This window comes from Stenotrophomonas sp. KH_036_B (genome assembly GCF_057839485.1).
Genome location: NZ_CM174491.1, coordinates 2,790,487 through 2,812,336, shown reverse-complemented (window position 1 = coordinate 2,812,336; position 21,850 = coordinate 2,790,487). Strand labels below are relative to the sequence as shown.

At 63.1% G+C, this 21,850-nt stretch carries 13 protein-coding genes; 5 read left to right on the top strand and 8 right to left on the bottom strand.

Features of this window, described 5'->3' with window-relative positions:
* Nucleotides 1–192 precede the first annotated feature (192 nt).
* Together arsN2 and AC3ITN_RS12595 are read left to right on the top strand one after the other, a co-directional pair.
* The gene (gene arsN2, locus AC3ITN_RS12600; protein ID WP_489390722.1) at nucleotides 193–621 is read left to right on the top strand and encodes an arsenic resistance N-acetyltransferase ArsN2; all 429 of its coding nucleotides are present in this window, start codon (nucleotides 193–195) and stop codon (nucleotides 619–621) included.
* 118 nt (nucleotides 622–739) lie between these two features.
* Nucleotides 740–1,057 (top strand): hypothetical protein, encoded by a 318-nt coding sequence (locus AC3ITN_RS12595; protein ID WP_489390721.1) that lies wholly within the window; start codon nucleotides 740–742, stop codon nucleotides 1,055–1,057.
* 938 nt (nucleotides 1,058–1,995) lie between these two features.
* Here AC3ITN_RS12595 and AC3ITN_RS12590 read toward each other — a convergent pair.
* Both AC3ITN_RS12590 and AC3ITN_RS12585 read right to left on the bottom strand, forming a co-directional pair.
* Nucleotides 1,996–2,238: a hypothetical protein gene (locus tag AC3ITN_RS12590; protein WP_489390720.1), complete on the bottom strand. Its 243-nt coding sequence runs from the start codon at nucleotides 2,236–2,238 to the stop codon at nucleotides 1,996–1,998.
* Between the two features lie 14 nt (nucleotides 2,239–2,252).
* Nucleotides 2,253–10,964, bottom strand: a complete 8,712-nt coding sequence (locus AC3ITN_RS12585) for a glycoside hydrolase family 94 protein (RefSeq protein ID WP_489390719.1) — start codon at nucleotides 10,962–10,964, stop codon at nucleotides 2,253–2,255.
* A 640-nt stretch (nucleotides 10,965–11,604) separates the two neighbouring features.
* On the opposite strand from AC3ITN_RS12585, the gene AC3ITN_RS12580 reads away from it, so the two are divergent.
* Nucleotides 11,605–11,937 carry a SymE family type I addiction module toxin gene (locus tag AC3ITN_RS12580; RefSeq protein WP_489390718.1) on the top strand — a complete coding sequence of 111 codons (333 nt, stop codon included), beginning with the start codon at nucleotides 11,605–11,607 and terminating at the stop codon, nucleotides 11,935–11,937.
* Between the two features lie 130 nt (nucleotides 11,938–12,067).
* Here the strand turns inward: AC3ITN_RS12580 and AC3ITN_RS12575 are convergent, their stop codons facing one another.
* The 3 genes from AC3ITN_RS12575 to AC3ITN_RS12565 form a co-directional block, all read right to left on the bottom strand.
* Nucleotides 12,068–12,928 (bottom strand): OST-HTH/LOTUS domain-containing protein, encoded by an 861-nt coding sequence (locus AC3ITN_RS12575; RefSeq protein WP_489390717.1) that lies wholly within the window; start codon nucleotides 12,926–12,928, stop codon nucleotides 12,068–12,070.
* 79 nt (nucleotides 12,929–13,007) lie between these two features.
* Nucleotides 13,008–15,644, bottom strand: coding sequence for an XVIPCD domain-containing protein (locus AC3ITN_RS12570; RefSeq protein WP_489390716.1), 2,637 nt, complete (start codon nucleotides 15,642–15,644; stop codon nucleotides 13,008–13,010).
* A 37-nt stretch (nucleotides 15,645–15,681) separates the two neighbouring features.
* A complete protein-coding gene (locus tag AC3ITN_RS12565; protein WP_489390715.1) occupies nucleotides 15,682–16,323 on the bottom strand; it encodes a DUF1629 domain-containing protein in 642 nt (213 codons plus the stop codon).
* 1,061 nt (nucleotides 16,324–17,384) lie between these two features.
* Between AC3ITN_RS12565 and AC3ITN_RS12560 the strand changes: the two genes are divergently transcribed.
* A complete protein-coding gene (locus AC3ITN_RS12560) occupies nucleotides 17,385–17,867 on the top strand; it encodes a hypothetical protein (protein WP_489390714.1) in 483 nt (160 codons plus the stop codon).
* A gap of 70 nt (nucleotides 17,868–17,937) precedes the next feature.
* Nucleotides 17,938–18,336, top strand: a complete 399-nt coding sequence (locus AC3ITN_RS12555) for a hypothetical protein (protein WP_489390713.1) — start codon at nucleotides 17,938–17,940, stop codon at nucleotides 18,334–18,336.
* Nucleotides 18,337–18,461: 125 nt separating this feature from the next.
* Here the strand turns inward: AC3ITN_RS12555 and AC3ITN_RS12550 are convergent, their stop codons facing one another.
* The 3 genes from AC3ITN_RS12550 to AC3ITN_RS12540 form a co-directional block, all read right to left on the bottom strand.
* On the bottom strand, nucleotides 18,462–18,629 hold the full coding sequence (locus tag AC3ITN_RS12550; RefSeq protein ID WP_313346013.1) for a hypothetical protein: 168 nt from the start codon (nucleotides 18,627–18,629) through the stop codon (nucleotides 18,462–18,464).
* Between the two features lie 325 nt (nucleotides 18,630–18,954).
* The gene (locus AC3ITN_RS12545; protein WP_489390712.1) at nucleotides 18,955–20,250 is read right to left on the bottom strand and encodes a S1 family peptidase; all 1,296 of its coding nucleotides are present in this window, start codon (nucleotides 20,248–20,250) and stop codon (nucleotides 18,955–18,957) included.
* A 501-nt stretch (nucleotides 20,251–20,751) separates the two neighbouring features.
* Nucleotides 20,752–21,681, bottom strand: coding sequence for an aromatic alcohol reductase (locus AC3ITN_RS12540; protein ID WP_489390711.1), 930 nt, complete (start codon nucleotides 21,679–21,681; stop codon nucleotides 20,752–20,754).
* Between the last annotated feature and the right edge of the window lie 169 nt (nucleotides 21,682–21,850).

Here is a 21,850-nt window from a genome sequence, read left to right as displayed (position 1 = left end):
GAGGGCGATCATTGCAGGCCAAGCTTCGCAGCCTCGTAGTAGCGAGGTCGGCTGAACCCATGATCTGGTTCGATATGCGGCTGTAAGTCACAATAATTCGTAGCAAATGTTCTGTCGCGTTAAAAAGAATGGGATCGCTTGAGTCGTAGCGTGACATCCCACTTCCCTATCCCAGTATTTAGCGGAGACTCCATGACAACTTTCACGCCGATCACGCTAAACGCCCATGCTCTGTCGCTACTGACAGCGGCGGGGTTGCCGGTGGCTGACCTGGAAGACGGCATGTCCCGGGTGTTTGTTGGGGGTTACGAAGAGGATGAGCTTGTTGGTGTTGTTGGTGTGGAGCTTCATTTGCCAGCAGGCCTGCTGCGTTCTTTAGCGGTCGCCCAGAGCCACCGGGGACTGGGCACTGGCGTTGCCCTGGTGGGCCTTGCGGAGCGTTTGGCAGCCGACGCGGGTGTTGCGGAGTTGTTCCTCCTGACTACAACGGCAGCGCCCTTGTTCGAGCGCTGCGGGTACCGCCATGTGGCACGGATCGAAGCGCCGGAATCAATCAGAAGCTCACGCCAGTTCGCAGGGATATGTCCTGGCACTGCAGCGTTTATGGTCAAGCGCCTTTAGCAAAAATGTCTGCTCTTGGCCGAAAGCGGACGTGCTTGCGACAGACGACGCGACCAAGGATGCTAGAGTCCGCTTTCGTCCCAAGCGGGCCTAGGTGACGCGCATAGGAACCTATTGCATGGCTTTAGAGCTTAGATATTTCTTTGACCCGGGTAGTGGAATTTGCCTTTGGGCGCACAATGATGAGGCTCGCGAGCGATTTGGCTATCCGGTTGAACACTGGACACTTCCGCTGTCCGAGAACACCAGGCGATGGCTCAGCTACCTCATTGCCTGGTTTGACACGTCGATAGACTGGTCATCACCGGGCGACTCCGACGACCGCTGGTCAGCCGATGAGGTCGGACGGTTCCGAGAGGCATCTGTTCGCGGTGCTGCTCTCGTCCGCGAAGAGCTGGAGGGCATTGGTTTCTTAATCATCGAGGAGCGAGCATGAGCGTCCGCTTCTAGCCGAAAGCGGACCCCCGAAGTAGAGTTTGCTGACCGCCACGCTATCAGTCTTACCTGGTAGGCCCCCTGCGACGATCCCTCGATCAGCATCCTACCCGGGCAGTCGCCATCGTTCCTTGTGTTCTTCGCGCCACCTTAATGCTTGTGGGAGCAAAGTTTTTCTCAGTCTCGGGGGAGACATCCATCCACTGCTTTTATCGTTGGGATGGACGCATGCAGTGCTTAGAGAAAGAAGTTTTTCAACGCTGGCAGCAAGATCCCGGCTTTCGCAGGCAAGCCTTGAGAGATGCCATTCAATGGCAGATGAGGCTCCTGCCTGCGTATCCGGGCATTGGAGACCAGCCGGTCGCGATTTGCGCGCTGGGGTACAGATGGTTCGATACCCCAGTCGAGGCAATGGCAGACGCCATTCATCGCGCCGGGTATGTTGAGCCCGACCGAGACTGCACGCTCGAAGGCCAAGAATGGGATATTCGCCATGGTCCTGGTGGGCTCTGGTGTGTACCGGGTCGACCTTGGGCGAAGGCGCTCGTGGTGGTGGAGTTCATTACCAGAACCCGACAGAAGCATCTGCGCAATCGCGTCTCCCATTCGTAGCAGACGTACCAGTGCCCGCGGCCCGGCGATACCATGCCGACATCGGCGCCGAGGACAGTGCGGTATGGCTGCCGTGGTGTGCGCCGGGCACGGTGGGTGCGTACCGCACGAAGGCGCCGACCAGTGCGGGAGGCCGAGCGTATCGGATTCCGAAAGAGGCCGTAGCGGCGGACATCGGCAAGGCGCCGACGCTGCAGTACGAGGTCGTGGACACGGGTAGGGCGCTGCATGTCTCGCAGCAGCGCAGCGAATGTCTCACCTCTCACGGTCAACCTGGTGGCATGACAACGCGCAGCCACGCATGACGTGGCGTTGCGCCCAGCGCCATCACGCGCCTGGACTCCCCGGCGGCAGGCTGTCGTCACGTTCGTGCCAGCCTGGGAGCTCCAGCGCGTGGCGTTTGAGCATGGCGTTTATGTGCGCGCGGGCCTCATCCTTTTCCGTGAGCGGGCAGTGGTCCACGATCTCTGCCGCCAACGTTTCAAACTGCGGCCAGAACTGCGCCGGATGGCGCGTGTGCGCCAACCAGTGGGCCAGCATTGCGTCCAGCCCATCCAGCTCTGCCGCCATGTCCGAGCCCACGCTCATGCCGTGGGCGCCACCAGGTCGAGCGCCACCCGGTAGTGATGACCATCGTCGCGAAGCAGGACGGTGAGGTCTGGCTGCAACGTGCCATCCACGTGCAGCGTAGGCTGCCCCTGCGCATTCCGGGTCACCTCGAACTCATAGCGGCTGCGGCCGAAGCGGTAGCTCAATTCGAATGACGGCCAGTGATCCGGCAGGCAAGGTGCAAGCGACAGCCGGTCGCCTTCCCGACGTATGCCGAGCAGGGATTCGACCAGCAGGCGATACATCCAACCGGCCGAACCGGTGTACCAGGTCCAGCCGCCTCGCCCCACGTGCGGAGACACGGCGTATACATCGGCGGCCAACACATAGGGTTCGACGCGGTAGGTCTGTACCGCCTCCGGGTCCAGCGCGTGGTTGAGCGGGTTGATCATGCTGGCCAGCTCCCAGGCACGCGGCGCATCGCCCTGCTGTGCGAATGCCATGGCCGCCCACACGGCCGCGTGGGTGTACTGGCCGCCATTCTCGCGCACGCCCGGCACGTAACCGCGAATGTAACCCGGGTCCTCCGTGGTCTTGTCGAAGGGCGGATCGAGCAGCTGGATCAGCTTGGCGTCCTTTCGCACCAGATGCGTGTAGAGCGAATCCAGTGCCTGCCGGGCACGCTCGGGCGCGGCAACGCCGGACAGCACCGACCAGCTCTGGGAAATGGAGTCGATACGGCATTCCTCGCTCTGTGCCGATCCCAGCGGGGTGCCGTTGTCGAACCACGCGCGGCGATACCATTCGCCGTCCCACGCATGCTGTTCCAGGTTCCGGCGCAGGGTGTCGGCCTGCTCCTGGCACCAGTGCGCACGGTGTTCATCGCCACGCGCGTTGGCCAGCACGATGAAGCGGCGAAGCGTGTCATGCAGGAAGAAACCGAGCCACACACTTTCACCGCGCTGCTGGTCGCCAACGCGGTTCATGCCGTCGTTCCAGTCGCCGCTGCCCATCAGCGGCAGGCCGCGCTCGCCGAGCAAGCGGCACCCGCGCTCCAGCGCGAGGACGCAGTGCGCATACAGGGTGCCGCGCAGTGCCGAAGGCGTGGGCATGTCGTAATACCCTTCCTCTTCCGGCGTCACCGCGCGTCCCTCGATGAAACCGACCAGTTCGTCCAGCACGCTGGTGTCGCCGGTGACCTCCAGGTAGCGGCATGCCCCCTGGGGCAACCAGAGATAATCGTCCGAGCAGCGGGTGCGCACGCCGCGACCTTGCGGCGGGTGCCACCAGTGCATCACATCGCCTTCGGCGAACTGGTGTGCAGCGCAGAGCAGCAGGTGTTCGCGGGCCAGGTCCGGGCGCGCGTGTACGAGAGCGAGTGCGTCCTGCAGCTGGTCGCGGAAGCCGAACGCGCCGCCTGACTGATAGTAGCCACTGCGCGCCAGGTAGCGGCAGCCCAGGGTCTGGTAGACCAGCCAGCCGTTGGCGAGGGCGTCCAGCGCTGGATCGGGCGTACGCACCTGCACCGTGGCCAGTACATGGCGCCAGTGGATGCGTACGGCGTCCAGCGCATCGTTTGCCTCATGAGCGCCTTGGCGGCCCCGTACCAGCGCAAGTGTTTCCTCGCGGTCGCGGCCCGCGCCAAGCCGGAACGTGGTTTCACTGCGCTCGCCCGGGGCCAGCGCCAGCGGCACCTGGAGCGCCGCGCACGGATCCAGGCCCGCACCGGCGCGTCCATCCAGGCGTTCGCGGCGCAACGCCGCAGGTGCGTGCAGGCTGCCGTTGCGGCCCATGAACTCCAAGCGGTCACAGGTCCAGCCGCAGCCCTCGGCATCGGTATCGAAGAAAGCCATCCGGCTGCCGAACTCGGCGCTGTAACTGTTGCGGGCGAGCAGCGCGCCGGTCAGCGGGTCGCGTTCGGTGACCACATGCATGCGCGACTTCGCGCGCAGATCACCCATGACCCATTCAACGTAACCGATGGCCGACAACCGCCGTGGCCTGCCCGACAGGTTGTGCAGGCGCAGGACCGAGAATTTCAGCGGCGCGTCGACGTCGACGAACACCCACAACTCGCTGACGATGCCGTCTTCGATATGTTCGTAGACCGTGTAGCCGAATCCATGGCGCGTACGGTACGCGCCGGTGCCCCGGCGAGGCAGCGGCATCGGCGACCAGACACGGCCGGTGTCCTCATCGCGCACGTAGAAGGCTTCGCCACCCGTGTCGGACACCGGATCATTCAGCCAGGGCGTCAGGCGGAATTCGTGTGCGTTCTCGAACCAGGTGTAGCCCGGCGCACTCTCGCTGACCACCGTGCCCAGGCGGGCGTTCGCGATCACGTTGGCCCAGGGCGCCGGCGTTTCGGCACCGTCGCGGATCACCACCACGTATTCGCGGCCGTCCTCGCTGAAGCTGCCGGTACCGTTGTCGAAGTGGCCGGCGCCGCGGTACGGAAGGAACGGCCATGGGTCGTCCACGTCTTCGTCGTGCTCCGGGCCCGGGGGCAGCCCGGGCTCGGGTCCCGGGTCGGCGACCACAGGCAGTCCAGGCGTCTCCTCCATCGCCAGTGCCAGGTCGTCCTGCACCGCCGGCGGCACCAGCGCCGGGATCTTGCGTGCGGGCGGGAGCTGGCGCCCGACCTGCGCGGCCAGCGTGCCGTCCTCGTCGCTGATCACCACCCGTGCGACCGCCTGCAACAGGATGCGGTCTTCGTGGGTCATGTTCTGCACCGGCCGCACGAAGATGCCGCCGGGGCGATCGAGCAGGCCCGTCTCCGAACTGGCGGCCACCATCCCCAGGATCTGGTCCTGCAGTTCCTGCCGATAGCCGGCCTTGCTGTCGTTCCAGATGACCAGGTCGGTATTGAGTCCCTTCTGGCGCCAGTAGGCATGCGCCTGCACCAGTTGCCTCACCAGCTCCACGTTCTCCGCGTCGGTGACCTTGAGCAGGACGATGGGCAGGTCGCCCGAGATGGCATGGCCCCACAGCCCGGATTGTCCGCGCTGGTTCTGCTGGAGCACGGTGGTGCCGGCACGCAGCAGCGGGCCGGCATACAGCACGTGGCTGGCCAGGCGCTCATAGAGCGAGGCCTCGGCCTGGGTTGCATTGATCTGCCGGCGCACGACCTGGCTGTGCGTCCAGGCCAGGTCGAAGACGCGGTCGGCCAGGCGGCGATCACGGTATTTGTCCACCATCGACTCGCAACCGGGGCGGTCGGCGCCGATGCCAAAGACCATGTCCAGCTGCACGGTCTGTTCGGGCTCCAGCACCACGCGCACGCGGATGGCCACGATCGGGTCGAGCACCGAGCCGTCCGTGCCGGAGAGGTCGGTATCGGTGGTCAACGCCTGCGGCGTCCGCGGCGTATTGCCACGGCCCAGGAAGCGCGCCCGGTCGGTTTCGTAGGAGATGGCCACCAGCTCCGCGTCATGTACCGCGACCAGATGGAACATCCACGGCGGTACCTCGTCGTGCGACCGTGGCCGGCGCGTGCACAGCACGGCCTGCTTGGCCGCCAGGATCTCGCTCTGCACGAACAGGTTGCTGAAGGCCGGATGCGCATCGTCGGCTGCGGCCGGTGCCAACACCACTTCGGCATAGGTGGTGATCTCCACCGTGCGGGCGCGACGGCTGCGGTTGGTCAGGCGCAGGCGCCTGAGCTCGATGTCGTCTTCGGCGGAGATGGCCACCTGCAGGTGGCTCTCGCAGCCGCGGTGTGCACCGCGGAACTCCGCCTTGGCGTCAGAGAAGATCGCCTCGTAATTGTCCACCGGCACGCAGGTGGGCTGGTAGGCGGCAGACCAGAAGTCGCCGCTGTCCATGTCGCGCAGGTAGCAGAACGACCCCCACGCATCGGTGGTGCCATCCTCGCGCCAGCGGGTGAGCGACAGATCGCCGTGGCGGCTGTAGCCGCCGCCGGCATGGGTGAGCATGCCGTGGTAGCGCCCGTTGGAGAGCAGCTGCACTTCCGGGCGCGGGCCACCCGGGTTGCGCAGCACGCGCAGCGACGTCTCGTGCTGGGCCATGGAGGAGTGCTCCCCCAGCGCCTCGACCTCATGGGGATGGAACACGCCGATGCGCGGGATGCGCTCCTGCAGCAGCAGCAAGGTGGCCTGGAACTCGACATCGGCAACGAAGCGGCGCTGCATCGGCTGGTCGCGCAACAGGTAATCCAGCGACAGCAGCCCCATGCCCTGGTGGTGGGCCATGAACGAACGCAACAGCACGTGGTCCTGCCCCGGCGGTACCCGGGCGGGGGTGTAGTCGATGGCCTCGTACATGCCGAAGCGCCCGGAGAACCCCAGTCCTTCCAGGGCCTGGAGGTTCTGGCACGCCGCTTCCGGCGCCACCATCAGCGCCATCATGCTGGCATAGGGCGCGATGACCCGATCCTGGCCCAAGCCGCGCTTGAGACCCAATCCCGGCACGCCGAACGCCCGGTACTGGTAGTTCAGGCGCGCATCGACCGCGTTGTAACCGGATTCGGAGACGCCCCACGGCAGGTTCAGGGCACGACCGTAGACGATCTGTGCCTCCACCGCGTGCCGCGCGGTCTGGTCCAGCAGCGTGTCCGGGTAGCTGGGCATCACCAGCTGCGGCATGAGGTACTCGAACATCGAGCCACTCCATGACAACAGCGTAGGCGTGCCGTTGACCTCGGTGAGCAGCCGGCCGAGCGCGAACCAGCTTTCCTGGGACAACTGCCCCTGGGCGACGGCCACGAAGGCGCACAGCCGCGCTTCGGAGGCCAGCAGGTCGTAGAAGCTGTTGTCGAGGCGGTGGTCGTCGACGTTGTAGCCGATCGAAAGCAGGTTGCGGGTGCGGTAAAAGAGGAACCCGTATTCCATCAGCGAGAACTGCCCGGCGCGGTGCGCCAGGTTCTGCAGGTGCTCGATGCGTGCGCGCGCGTCCGCACCGGCCGTACCGGGCAGGGTGGCCAACTGGCGCAGGCTGGGCACCGGCGCATCGGCGACCGCGCTGGCATCGGCAGGGAGGTCGGCGAGCACCGCTACGGCGGCATGGCATTCGGCCGCGAACAGGGCCGGCCAGTGCAGCTCACCATCCTCAGGCGTTTCCGGTGCGGGCCACTGCACCAGCACGGCGTCGGCCAGGCCGACCAGCGCCTGCAACCGGGCGAGCGACTGCGCCGTTCCCTGGGGGCGGTCGGCAAGCGTTGACAGCAGCTGCTGGCGAAGCTGGTTCAGTGCTTCGCCCAGGGGTGCATCACCCGGGCGATGGCGCTGCCGTTCCTCGTCCAGCACGCCGAGCGTATCGGCCAGACCATCGAACGTGTGCGGTGCCAGCACCGGCGCGTCCACCAGCGCGAGCAGGCCTTGGCGCAGCGTAAGCAGGTGGCCGGCAAGGTTGCCGCTGTCCACGGTGGAGACGTAGCGCGGCGGCAGCGGTGCCAGGGTTTCAGTGTCGTACCAGTTCAGGAAGTGGCCGCGATGGCGCGGCAGCTGGTCCAGCGTGTCGAACGTGAGCGCGGTGCGTTCGGCTACCTCGCCCTGCTGGAGATAGCCGAAATCCCACGCAGACAGATTGGCCAGCAGGGAGAGGCCGATGTTCGTCGGCGACGTGCGTCGCGCGACCACCAGCGTCGGATGCTCCTGGATGTTGTCCGGCGGCAGCCAATGATCCTGCTCGCGCACCCAGGCCTGGAAGAACGACCACGTGCGCCGCGCCAACCGGCCCAGGAACGCCCGCTGGGTTACCGACAGTTCCGCCACGCTCGCGGCGGGCGGCCGGCCCAGCCACGCCATCAACGCAGGCGCGAAGGTCCACGCCAACAACACGGGCAGGGCGATCGGCAGCGCCTGCGGGCGCAGGCTGGCCACCACCGCCACCAGCGCGAGCGCCAGCAGCGACGCCGGCGCCATCACCCGCCATTCCGCGCCGCGGTCGCCGCCGAGACGGCGCTCCACTTCGCTGGAGGGGTTCCATTGCAGCAGGTGGCGGCGCGTGATGGTCATGCGCCAGAGCGTGCGCAGCACCGCGCCACCGGCCAGCAGCGCTTCGTAGGGCAGGCAGGCAATCTGGGTGGCCGCGCGCAGCAACGATTGCAAGGTGCCGCGCCCGACCTTGATGTAGTGCGCTTCCAGTGGCGTGTCGTCCGGAACGCTCAGCGCATCGCGCAGCATGCCGATCAGTGGCGGTGCGAACCACAGCGCCAGCACCCATGCGGTCCATGCAGCCGGGTTCTCGGCATGCAGCCAACCCGTCACCAACAGGACAAGGGCTGCGATGGGCACCAGGCTGCGGCGCAGGTTGTCCAGTAGCTTGCCGCGCGACAGCACGCTGAGCCGGTTGCGTTCCCAGCCCGATCCCGGGCGCGGTGTCCACGGCAACAACCAGGGCAGCAGCTGCCAGTCGCCCCGGATCCAGCGCGCACGGCGCTTGGCGTCGGCGGCGTAGCGTTCGGGGTAGTCCTCGTAGAGGCGCACGTCGCTGACCAGCCCTGCGCGGGCATAGCAGCCTTCCAGCAGGTCGTGGCTGAGGATGCGGTTCTCGGGCAGGCGGCCTTCGAGTGCATGCTCGAAGGCTTCCACGTCATAGATGCCCTTGCCCACGAACGAGCCTTCGTCGAACAGGTCCTGGTACACGTCCGACACCATGCGCGTATACGGGTCGATGCCGGGCTCGCTGCCGAACATCCGGGCAAAGCGCGAGGTGCGGCGCCGGCCCAGGCTGGTGCCCACGCTGGGCTGCAGGATGCCGTAGCCCTCCACCACGCGTTGCAGCGTGGGATCGAAGCGCGGGCGGTTGAGCGGGTGGGCCAGGGTGGCGACGAACGCACGTGCCGCGTCGCGCGGCAGCTGCGTATCCGAGTCCAGGGTGATGACGTAGCGGGCGCCGACCAGGGCAGCCGTATCACCGACCATGCGCATGAACGCGGCCGCATCGCCGTGGCGGAGCAGGGCATTGAGCGCGGCCAGCTTGCCGCGCTTGCGCTCGTGGCCCATCCACACCCCTTCGCCCGGGTTCCACTGGCGGGGGCGGTGCAGCAGGTAGAAGCGATCGCCGCGCTCGGACGCGTAACGGTGGTTCAGTGCCTCGATACGTTCAACGGCGTGCGCAAGCAGGGCATCATCTGTCGGCGCCGTGGCGTCTGCGGCGTCAAGGAAATCGGTCAGCAGCACGAAGCGCAGCTGCGGATCGCGGTTGGCCAGGAAGCGGACTTCCAGCGCTTCGACCAGCACGTCGATGCCGTCGGCGCTGGACAGCATCGACGGCACCGCAACCACGGTGGCGCAGGCGTCCGGGATACCTTCGCTGAAATCCAGCTTGGGCAGCGGCCTGGGCGTGACCAGCACCGTCGCGGTCCAGTTCACCAGCACGATGCCCAGCTCACTGAACACCAGCAGCCCGAGCAGCGCGCCCAGCCAGACGGGCACCGCGCCAATGCCGGTGGCCAACAGGCCACCGGTGGCCAGCACCGCCAGCAGCGTGATCGGCAGCAGGTACAGCGCAAGCGGCACGCGATGCGCCAAACGCCGCGCCTTGCGGTGGCGCGGTGCCGCCTTGGCCACTGCATCCACTGTGGCGTGCATGCCTTCGCCGACGAGCCAGTAGCCCACGTGCGTGCGTGGGCCCTCAGGCGGCGTGGCCGCCCGTGCCAGGTCCAGCGCGATGGTCGCCACCTGCTCCTCCGCGATGCGGCTGCCGCGCGCGATCTTCTCCACCACGTGGCGATAGGCGTCGCGGGTGCCGAAATCCATCTGCGCATATACGGCCATGGGGTCTTCCCGCAGCCGCTGCTCCACCACACTCATATCTTCGACAAACGTGCGCCAATCCATGGTGGAGAGAAAGCGCAGGCTGCCGATACTGTTGCCGATGGAGACCTGGTCGGCCGCTTGTTGCTGTCCCTCGGCAGCGACCAGTTCGTCAATGCGCTGCCCAGCCGCTGCCGCCCACTGTTCCAGCCAGGCGACGGGCATGGCCCACGCACCGCCACGCCCCTGCAGCGAGCGCGTCAGCTCGGCGATGAACGCGCCGGTCAAGGGCGGCGCGGAACGCGCCATGTCGGCCACCACCAGCACCACATCGGTGGGGGTGTCGGACGCCGCGCGATTGAGGTCGTCGGCCCATTGCGACGCCAGGCGCCGGTCTTCCCCATCGCGCATCACCCGCGCCGCCATCCGCCGCAGGTTCTCCAGCAGTGCCAGGCGCAGCATGATGGGCACGGCCCACAGTTCGCCCAGGCTCAGCGGCGCCAGCGACTGGTACGACGCGATGAAGCGGCCCAGCGTATCGCCGTCGATGCGCCCATCGCCATGCGCGATGGCCTGCATCGACAATTCATACACACGCGGCAACCCGGCCGAGGGGCCGGACGCGAGCGACGGCAGCTGCCGGCTGTAGCCACGCGGCAGGTGGCGCCGCGCGGTCTGGATCTGTTCTTCTATCAGGTAGTAGTTGTCGAGCAGCCATTCCCCGGCCGGCGTCACCGGGCGCTGTTCGCGCACCACACTGCTGAGCAGCGTGTTGGCGTCTTCCAGCACACGCTCGTTGGCCTGCAACCGATCGAGCAGGCGCTCCGGGCTGGGACGCGTCCGCACGCGGTGCTGGCGCGCAAGCGCGCGGCCGTACACCTCCATCTGTTCAACGCTGTACAACGCCGCACGCAGCGGGCCCTCCGTGGCCTCAATGGCCGGGGCCGAGGCCTGGCGCTCACGCCAGCGCCAACGCAGGAGACGACGCAGGCGAAGCCAACGACCAAAAAGACGACGAAGGTGGGGCATAGGGTACCGGGGGGGAGGGCAGGTCGCGTCCTCATCCTTGCATTTGGGGTACCGGGGAACCTGTGAAGGCGGGGTCAGCACCAAGCGATCCGCCTGATTCTGACGAATTCAGCGACGCCGCCAGGGCATCGTTGCGCACTCGTCCGCGCTCTGGGCCGGTTGGGTCGGCGGGCGACGGCGGGGCACAACGCGGCACGACGGGGCACGACGGTGCGCGGCGGGACACGACGGTGCTCGACCGGGCACGGCGGGACACGACGGTGCACGACACGATGAGATGCGACGGGAACCGACGGGGCACGACACGACGGGATACGACGGGAACCGACGGGGTAGAGCGGACTGTTAGTCCGCTGCTCTGCTGACGCCGAGGCGCATTACGACACCACTGTAGGCAACATCAACCAATCCGCCCCGACCAACAGAAACAAGCGATTTCCATTGTCTGCACGACTTCCGCATTGTTGACCCCGGAGCGTGAGACCTCCTCAATCAGAAACACCAAGTAGCATGTCCTGCGTCGGGAGGGTGGCGAAATACAACACCTTCGTGGAAATACGTCGCGCCGGATGATTGAACGGTTCTCAACCTCCCGACTCCCTCTCCATCCGGCGAGGGAGACTTCCATCGGAGGTCAACCATGCACAGCAAACTGCCTGAAGCGCCGTCATTAGAACGCCGCAAACAAACCCTGCACCGCTACCCGCCCAACAGCCTGCGCGTCGATACCCTGTACTACCCGGGCTGCCCGGCCGAACCGGACGACATCTGCCTTCCCTGCCTGAAGCTGCGCGGCCTCTGGATGCAGGCAGCCGGCTTCGAGATAGGCGCGCGCGTGAAGCTGGACATCAAGCGCGGCTGCATCCTGCTTACGGTGCAGGAGTCACCCGCAGCAGATGCCCCCAAGGTCAGAAATATGGGCCGCCTCCAGTTGGCACGGCTGCAGGCGCAGGAAGCTGCGCGAGATCTGTAGATCCTTGGCCGCAATGCTGCTGTGAGTTTTCGGCCCGAAGCGGGCGTAGCGGATTGGAGGCCGGGGAATGCTGTCACCAACGTGGCTTGGTCAGGGCAGGCTGGCGATTGCGCCCTGCGCGGCTTTTGCTTCAGTCAGCTGGCTTGGGCCGCTCACGAAACCACGACCCACTTTCTCCGTTTTGCGTGAAGCGACGCAACTCGAACTGTCCGCATTCGTGAACGACCTGACGCCAGCTGGAACACCCGTACTTTCCCGGGGTTTGTTCCGGTTGGCTTTTAGCCACCCAGCGTGCGGCCGCTTCCAGGTTCACCCAATCGTCCGTGGCCAGTTCCTGGAAGGCTTGCCTCAGCGCTGAGACAATGCCCGCCGTGGGCCAGTAAACCTGGCCATCGGGCGCGATGCCGTTGACGAACATGTCTTCGAATTCGGGCGATTGCACTAGCTCGGCAAGTGCCTTCCGTGCCGCGTCCATGTCGCCAGAAAAGGTGCGCAGTTGCTCGAACTGTCGATCAATCTCGCCGTAAGCGTGGCCAAGCGCATCTTGTGCACGCAGGCATCCGTCGGCTGTCCAGAGATCATGAAGTTCAATGAAGTGGTGTACAAGGCTATTCCGTAGTGACACCAATTCGCGCAGATCGTGCTTCAGGGCCTCATAACTTTCGGTTGGCAGATCAAGCTGCACCCGGAAACTGAAATGAGACGATTCGCCGTGGTGATCCAGTGCGTCCTCAGGAAGTTCACCGCCTTCCTTCATGATGTAGTCGCCCATCAGCTGGCCGACCAGCTTGCCGAGCGTGTTGCGTCCAATTTCAGCTTTCCGGACGTCCAGAGCAAGCGTGAGCGTCTCCGGCGTGCCAGAGAGCGTTTGCGCAGCGATCATGGACTTCAGCAGTATCTCGTACTGCTGTAGGCGCAGAAGGCATCGGCCGAGGAGGCGTTGGACTTCGTGTTGTGGACCCACAAGGTCGTCCTGATCAGGAACAATCATTTGGAAGTCCAGTGAAGGGAGCCCGATAACAATACCGCTCGAATTGAGAGAAAAGGAAGGGCGCTCGCAATCTCCCGCGCTACATTCTCATTGCGCGCGCCTGGCTTCCCTGCTGCTCTCGGGTCTGTGTCAGCTGCTGATCCTGCTGCTGCGCTTGATGGCGTTCCTGGCTCACCACCTCGAACCGCTGCAGCGATTCTTCAACCGGGGTCCGTACAGCCTGCTCCGTGGGCATGACGCCACGCTGGTGCGCGGGGTTGCTCGGGTCGCCCTGGATAACGAACACATGGTGCGCCGCGCCCTTCTCGGGGGTGGCATTGCTCAACATCACGTGGTCAACCCGGTCCAGCCCGTTGCCCTTTGCCAGCACCAGCAGGCTGGCGGTCATCCGCTCACTGGTGGCATCGAAGCTGCGCCCGTGCTTGGCATCCAGCGCGGTTACCTGCTCACGTATCTGCTGATAGAACGCATGGTCTGGATGACCTGCCTGCATGGGGGTGATCGGCTCGCGTGCGCCGGGTGCGGCAGGTCGGGCTGAATCGTCGACAGTCGGTGCTGGCCGCGTTGCGGAGGGCGCCAGGGTTTCCGTTTGAGGAGCGTGCGCGCGCAGTTGCGACGGATCGAGAGCAGGGGCGGCCAGTCGCTGTGCCTGGACGTCCTTCAAAGCTTGTTGCAGTTCTTCGCTGCTGGTCACTGCGACCTGGCGGACGATCCCGTCTGGCCCGGCCTGGTAGTGGGCAATGGGACTGTCGTATCCGCGCGTGTCCATGCCATCGGGCTTAAGCTGCTGCATCGTGTGGCCGGTAATGCCGTTGGAGTCCCGCGTGCGTTGCACCGCGACGGCGATGGCCTGCTGGGTGTCCGGGTTCACGTTCAGGTCAATGCCTGCGCTGCGGTAACGGTGCAGCAGTTCGTTCTTCTCCGCTTGAGCGGTCGTCGGCGCAGGCAGGGCTTCAATGTCCGCCAGCTGTTGCTGTGAGCGTTCCAGCGAGGGTTGGCGCATCTGGCTGGTCAGTTCCAGCTCCATCGCCAGGTTCCCGCTGGCGACCCCCTCCCGCCCGGACCACTGCCCGGCTTCATAGCGCCGGTAGAGCTGGTTGTCTGAGCCAAGCACGGCATCGGGCCTGCCCAGAGCGGACAACACTGCTGCCGGAACGCCTACGCCATGCTGCTGCGCCCGCTGTGCGGCATGATTCTCCAAGTACGCTGCCGCAATCGACTCCCGCCCGGTGGCGATATTGGTCTCGATGCGGCCCAGCGCCTCTTGGTTGAGTTGCTGGGCGCGCTCGGGCGTTGCAGTCTGGGTTTCGTAGGTGCCTCGATCGCTGGCACCGGACACGCCGGTTTTTACTTGGCGCTCCCAGGCTGACGTATCGGCATTGCGGTGCCAGTCCTGGTTGTCCAGCCCGCGCTGGTCGCTGGCTTGGGCAGGAATCCTGAAAGGATCCTGCGGCGGCGGGACCTTGCCGAGTGCCAGACCCACCGCCACTGCGCTGGCCCTGGCGCCCAATTCCTGTGACTTCTCATAACTGGCCGTCACACGTTCACGGGTTGGGTTGTTAAGCCCATCCGCGGTGAGGTCAAAGGATGCCTGTCGTTCCCAGCGTTGGCCGCTGAACTCCCACTTCACGCCCGACGTGTCGGTCTGGTGGTAGATGGTGCGGTTGTCCATCAGGTCGGCACCCTTCTCGAATGCCTTGCTCAGCAACAGGGCATCGGCCGCTACTACGGCTGCAGGCACAAACCCACTACCTCCGAGTGCCAAGGACAGGGCGGCACCGCCACCCCATCCGCCGACATTTCGCGCGACAGCGTGGTTGAACTCCGACTGCGCGGCGGCAGTATTGCCTTGTTCCAGCAGTTCGGCAGTGCGCTGGGCCGTCAAGATGGCATCGACACCGGTGGCCAGCAGGCCCCCGGAGCGGACAAGGGTGCGGGCTGAGGCTTCGCCCATGAGCAGCTGCAGGGAAACGGCGCCCTGCTGGCTGGGAGGAACGCGGATCCGATAACCGGACTCCTCGCCCAGCACCAGCTCAACCTGGCGAATGCCCGGCTCTGAGATGACCACCCGTCCGTCGTGATGAGCGTTGGCAATGGCCAGGGACAAGCCGTTGCGCTGCAGCTCAATGTCCCCGCCGCGCGTCAGTGCCCTGCCGTCAATGTGGATCTGGTCGAGCGTGGTGACGATGCGCGATTCGGAGTGTGTGATGGCGCCCCAAGCATGGTCGACGCCGTTGAAGCTTCTCAGGGCTGCAATCTGTTGCGCATGAGTTTGCTGATAAACCGGGACATTGCGAAAGAATTCCTGAATATTTTGATTGGTCAGTGCAGGCGACTGGCCGACTGGCGTGTTGGTGTTCAAATCGCCATTGATCAGCCCTACTTTGACCGTGTCACGCAGTTGCTCAACACGCTGAACAACGCGATCCAGCGCAGCAGGGTCGCCCCGAAGCGCGGCCTGGCCATCACGGGAGTCCTGGATTCTCTCCAAGCGAAGCAGCATCCCACCTTGGTACTCTCGAAGTGGGCCACCACTATGTGGCGTGACTCCCATTTCCTGCGCGAACTGCGGGCTGGCCGGCAGGAATAGCCTGTTTTCTGCGGCATGGATATCGAATCTTCCAGCGCGGTGTAGCTCGTCAAGCAATTCGCTGTTCTTCAGCGTTTGCTGCTCGATGTTGTGGTGGTCTTGGAAATGCGTGCGATAACTGGGCACCGGTAAGGCTCCTTCCTTGCTGCTTTCTGCGCTCAAGCTATCGGTTGACTACGTCGTAGAACCAAAGTCCATTAGAGCGATTCGCTGTGGAGATGCCAGCTGCTTCAACAGCATCCTTGAATGCGCGGTCACAGAACACACCTCCGTGAAATGGCAGCCTGAAGACGTGTGCAGAGCCCAGCACATCTCGCCTGAAGGCCAAGCGCAGCTCACCCGTCATGTCGTAGTACTTCCCTTCTTCGAACTCGTCGCTGATCTCGATATGGAGGGTTGAGGCCTCTTCATCCAATGCATCCAACGTCCGAACTACATCGCAAAGAAAGTAGGTTGGGCCCTTGGAGCCGTCAGGCAGACGATAGTCCGTTTCAGCAAAAACGAAGGCTTCCGGGTCTACTGCCTCCATCACCTGGCGGAGCCGTTCGGAGACCAGCCAATAGCCACTCATCCCGCCTTCGAGGTCCTCAGGCGGTACGCCTTCGCGAGGACGATAGACCAAGCGAGGCTGCTCACGCAGAGTTGGAAATCCTCCCGACTCAGGTTTCAAGATCAGTCGGGGTGGAGTGAGGAGTGCTTCTCGGTTTTCGAAGACAACCCCGTGCCCCTTGCCTCCCCGGCCAACATCTGGCCTGAGCTGGAAGAACGCTCCCGCCTTGGGTTGATTGTCCATTGCTGGTTCCATTTGCCCTGCGACCTGTCCAAGTGCTCGCGGCCTCTCCGCGCGCGTTCAGCTTAACCCGATGGGATGGATGACGGGTCAAGAGGCAGCCAGGAGGTGGCTTGTGCTGGAGAGTCACTTGCGCGGTTGCGTAGCGCCTAAGGTGGCCGTGGAGCTGGTTTCCCTTTGTGTCGTAATTAGCTCCCAGGTCGAACTCTCGCAAGTCAGCCCTGCTCAGAGTCCTTACCAGTCACCGATCGCTAGGCTGTCAGATATCTAAGGCGTCTATGAACCACATGCCGTCGGCATCACTACCAGTGGTGATTCCTGCTCCAGCGGGAGCAGACGCCCCAGGCTTAGAAAGATGGGCCGACTCCAGTTGGCGCGTCTGCAGGCGCGGCAGGCCCAATAGGCCCGGTAAAGTCGCGGGTGAAGTGCTAATGTCCGGTCTGGACCCGAACCGGTGACTTGAAAACGTCCGGTTTGCAGAATCCTTAGACCAGGAAGGGGGGCTTCGTGACTTCGTTGGCCAGGTACTTCACCGCCGGATCCATCCGCGCTTTCATTCTGGTTGCCTGCACGTCGGTAGCGACCGCCTCGGCTTGCCAGTCAGATGGCGAGCCGAAGGTCGTCTATCGCCCGCCTCTCGATTCCGTATGGGAGGTTGCAAGCAGGTTCCAGCCTCACAGTCACGAAGCCACCGGCGTCCGAACGCCAGATTCGGCGTACCGGACCTATGCCAATGTAATGATCGAGATCGCCAGCGATGGCACGCCGACCTTCGTGAGATTCCCATTGGGGACCCCGCCGTATGTAAGTACGGGCAACCGCCCGGTGGACAAAGCGATACAGGCATGGGGACTGCAGTTTCGCTTCTCACCGGATTCCTGCGACCATGCCAGAATCCGGACGACGTCTGTTCCTGTAGACCTTAGGCGGTAACGACTATGCGTACAGATGCCTACACAGCTGATGCAATCTGCGTATGCATGGGTCTTCCGTCCTTTGCGAATGACCCGGTGTGTACGCGTGCGAAGCGCTCGGTTCGGATACTGCTGACGCCATCCTTCCACCCTGAGATATGCTTGACGTTCGCAGACGGCAAGCTCGAGGTTGTCTCGGCTCGTGACATGATCTGGCATCATTTCGAGCCTGCGCCGATGCTTACAGATCGCGCTGAGAAGACTATCGCGCTCGAAGTTTTCACTGAGCTGTTTGAGCATCTGGAAGCGAAGGAAACATCGAGCAAAGACGGTTCGGCAATGATTGATGGCATGTCAGCCGAGCTGCTGGCTTTCCGGGAAGGTGTGCCTCTGTTCAGCACCGTCCGCCGCGCCTGTTCCAGAGCAGATAGTCCCGCGTGGGTCAGGCTGGCGATCTCTTTGGCGTGGCAATCCATCTTGGATCCATACTGCCGCAATGCGCTGTCAGCGGCAGCCAAGTACATCAGTGAAGAGCTGCCGCTGGATATCGAGCCAGCCCGGAAGCCTGCTATCCGAACCTTGATGTTGGGCCCCGCGGAGGATCGTGCTGAGCTGCTTGCAGCCATCCAGAGGAATCGGAGCTAGTAGCCGCACATCGGAATGAGCCATTGTGTCGTTCGGCTCGAAACTTGAGATTTCACATTGGAGGTGAATAATGAAAAGTCTGGTTTCCTTCTTCTCACTTTGCTGCTTTTCTTTGGCTACATCTGCAGCGACTCCAGAGACAGTTCAATTCACGGGAGTGCTGCAGCAGAACGATTTGACGCCTGTAGCAATTGATCTGCAGCTTCCGTCCAGAGATGCCGCAAAGCTTCAATTGTCCAGCGGCTTCAATCTGGAGCTGACAACGGCCGGAAACCCGGCCAGTCAGGATGGCGCCCGCATAAGACTCGTGTCGTCCGGCGGTAAGGTTGTGCACACGGCAAACGTTTCTGATCCCGGCCTCGCCTCTGTTTCTTTCGCTTATCAGATATGCGCAGGTAGCGTTACCTTCATGAGTCCGGCGCCATCGCCTTTGCCTGCTTGCGGAGTGACAGCCCAAACGGGACGTTGAAGCAAAGACTGTCTTTCGACCTGGACAGTCTTCTCATGCGACCGTCCGCTTCTGGCCGGTAGCGGACGTTGACCAAAGATCGTCAGGAAAGGCCACCCAGTGGCGGACGGGCCCATCTACGTCGCTCAGACTTCGGACGCGCGAAGCTGGGCAATGGCCGGAACCTGCTGGCCCAGCCACCAGCGTGGCTCCGCGCTTCCATCGCTGACGGTGCCGTCCCGCTGCACGTATTGAGGTACATCGCAACCGGCTTCGCTCAACTCACGGGAAGCACGACTCAGTGACTGGTCCATGATCTTTAGCTTTTGGTAGACCGCTTCGTACTAATAACCACCTCCGCCTAAGCCACAGTTTATGGCTGCGAGGTGTCTACGGAACCCTGGGCGATTCATAACCCAAGGCTAACCAACGCACCAGCTGTGCCATCAAGCTGACGCCTGACGCGATCAAACATACTGCATGTGATGCCATGAAGCAGTGACTTGCTAGCAGCGCCCACGCCAGCGTGCCGATCAAAAAGCCAATGCCGATCCAGTCCGATTACGGGCCGCTGTGCGATATTCGCGTAGACCTGAGCGCAGACATTCCAAGCTCGCTGCGCTGGCATGTGAAACCATCTCAGAGAAGCAGCAAGCTATACGGAGCGATTCTTCCAATCGGCATTACGATCATGAAATTGCATCCGCCGGGAAAAGTCCCTGTGCCTATAGCTGCTTTCGCCAACCCGAACGCGTTATAGCCGTTGAAGACCGGCCCGCCACTGTCGCCACCAGCGCAAGCCAGATTCGGGCCTTCAACACGTGTCCAGAAGCCTGACGGGCACGTCGCCTGGTCTTCATTTGGACAGACCCCGGGAAACGTGTATTCAACAGAGGTCACAATGCCGCAGCTTCTTCCTGTAGTGAGCCCCATGTGGCACACACTTCTGCCAACGGTATGAGTGGGTCTATAGATCACCACGTTGGAGCAGTCAGTAAATGAAACACAGTAAGCGGAAGTTACGGGCTGTCCTGGCGGGAATGTATGCCACTGGAAGTCCACAATGCCGCCCCATGCCTCCATGACCATCTCGGTTGGGGCAATAACTGTAGGCAAGATTTCTGGTGGCACTGGGTAGTTGGTGTACGTCGCATCGTTGAAGCAGTGCCCTGCGGTCAGAACTCCTCTGACACCCGTGATCGCGTGTTTTACTGCAAAGCCGGCGGTGCAGAACTGTCCCGCTCCGCCCGATAGTTGCCTCCCCCCCACGTTTGGTAGCGCTCGTGCTGAAGCGCCTGGCTGATCAGCCGGCTTGGGAGCAGCAGGCGGCGACATCAAGTCTTGAGGCGCAGGCATGAACCTGAACTCCACCGGGAAGCCCATCATTCTTTCAATGTCTGCGCGTTCCGTTGCGTAAGCGCGCTTGGAAGCCGGGGACGACGCGATGTCCAGGACGATCTTCCCAGTAGTCTCATCCACCCATGCGCCGTGGAGTTCCGGGATTGTACTGCGAAGATTCGGACCAGCTTCAGAAAGAGCAGCGGCCAACTGTTTGGTAGTGGCGGCTGCTCCGGTTATGAACTTGACTGGCACGGCACCAGCATCTGTCTGGATCTTCCTGTCCGGTACGTGCCCGGAACCAGTAAGGCGCACCACGATATGCTGCGCGGGCAAGCGCGCCCAGAAGAGTCCTGCAAGCCGAGCCGCGAACTCTTCTCTCAATGCGCTGATCTGCGGATCAGCCAAATCTTCTCTTGCCAAAGCCAGTCTTGCTTCTTCGGCGCTGAGACCGGTTTCCTGCGCATACGTCTTCACCTCTATCGAAGACAGAGATGCCTCATGCTCAAGATAATCGGACCGGTGGGCAGGCTCGGCCGCCACGTTGGCCGCCAGTAGAAGCGATATCGAGAGTAGTAGCAGTGCTCCGTTTCTCATTACGTTTCCTTGTAGTCAACATCTTGCAGACGAACTGGCGGTACCAGTTAGCGCCGCCAGCCGCCAGCCGCCAGCCGCCAGCGCTGGAAATCTCGGGCGAAAGGAATGCACCTGGACCATCTGATCCCAGTGTTGGCAGCCGGAAGAGAGAGCGGCTGTCGTGGCAGCGAATGAGGTTTGGACTGCGTGTCATGCGTTCATCAGTACCACTCGTCCATGAGGAAGGCTGACCGTAACACTGAGATGATTTTCGACTTGTGATCATGCTCCCGAATCGGGACTGTTCCGACGTCGTTCGATAGGGGGCCGAGTCGAGCCGCTAGTCAGCTTCGGCGAATCAGGCATTCTTCTGAGCGCCACAGAGATAGGTGAGTCGCCCAGGGGACTCTGAACAGCTACTGCTCATCTGTTTGTCCGCATTTGGCCGGAAGCGGACGTTGAGCATATGAAGTACTCCGTAGCCCTATCTGGAAAATGTTGCATCTCAATAGAAGAGCAGGATCAGGCCTTCAACAGGTCTCGCAGGTAGTCCGCGACGTCAACAGTCTCAATTCCATGCCGGGCATTAAAGGTCTTTTCCTTGTCCCACCACATGCCGTCACCCAGCGCAAACGCCGCACGGTAGCGCGTCATTACATCATCAGGCGCCTGTGCCAAGTCAGCACGCAGCTTGTCGAGCGACCACAGCGCCTTTTCGAACCTCTGCCCGGTGACCCGCTCGACGACCTCGGCCAGCTCACCATAAGAAATCGTGTCACCGGCCACATACACCACCTCATTGGATACGCGGGGCTCGGTCAGCAGGACCTCCGCGGTAAGCCTACCTATGTCCTCCGGCGTGGTGACCGTCACCTTGGTCTCCCAGGTGCCAAGTCCATTAATGGTCTTGGCTGCAAGGTTCACCACGTCAAACGCAGGCTCGAACAGGAAGCTTGTGAACATGCCGGTGGAAATGATCACCCACTCGGTCTGACTTTGAGCACGTAGAAGTTGGCGCACTTGGTACTGCTCGTCAAACACCGGCTGGCCGCTGCCCTGTCCGACCACATCGTAGTCGACGCCAAACTGCCACGGGAAGTAGCGCGGGACCCCGGCGCCCAATGCGGCACGGGTGATCTTCAACTGCGTACCGGGGCCAGCGACGAAACCGGTGCAGCTGATCACAGTGCCATATCGCTCGAATAAGGCTTGCAGGGCGGTGACATCACCCGCCAGATCGAAGCCGATGACCTCAATCCCCAGCGCCCGCAGGGAATCCAGGCTCTCGATGTCGTCTCTCGTCGAGCTGCATAGTGTCTGTGGCGAGACGACAACCGTGACGGATTGGTGGCGCTCGGCCGCGAGTGGGCCGAGCGCATGCAACACAGCCATACCCAGTTGACCAGCACCAAGAACCAGCAGGTCACGGCGATTGGATTCAGTGTCATGCATTGCGATAATTCCCTTGACTACAATAATTTTGTGATTCCGCAGCGGCGCGCTGGACGGAGGAGTGGACCATTATTTGACTGTATCCGCCTCGATATCAGCGCTTCTACAGTCCAGGTGCTCGCATCCTATGCTCCCGGTAGTAGTTGAGAAACAGGACGGATCAACTTTC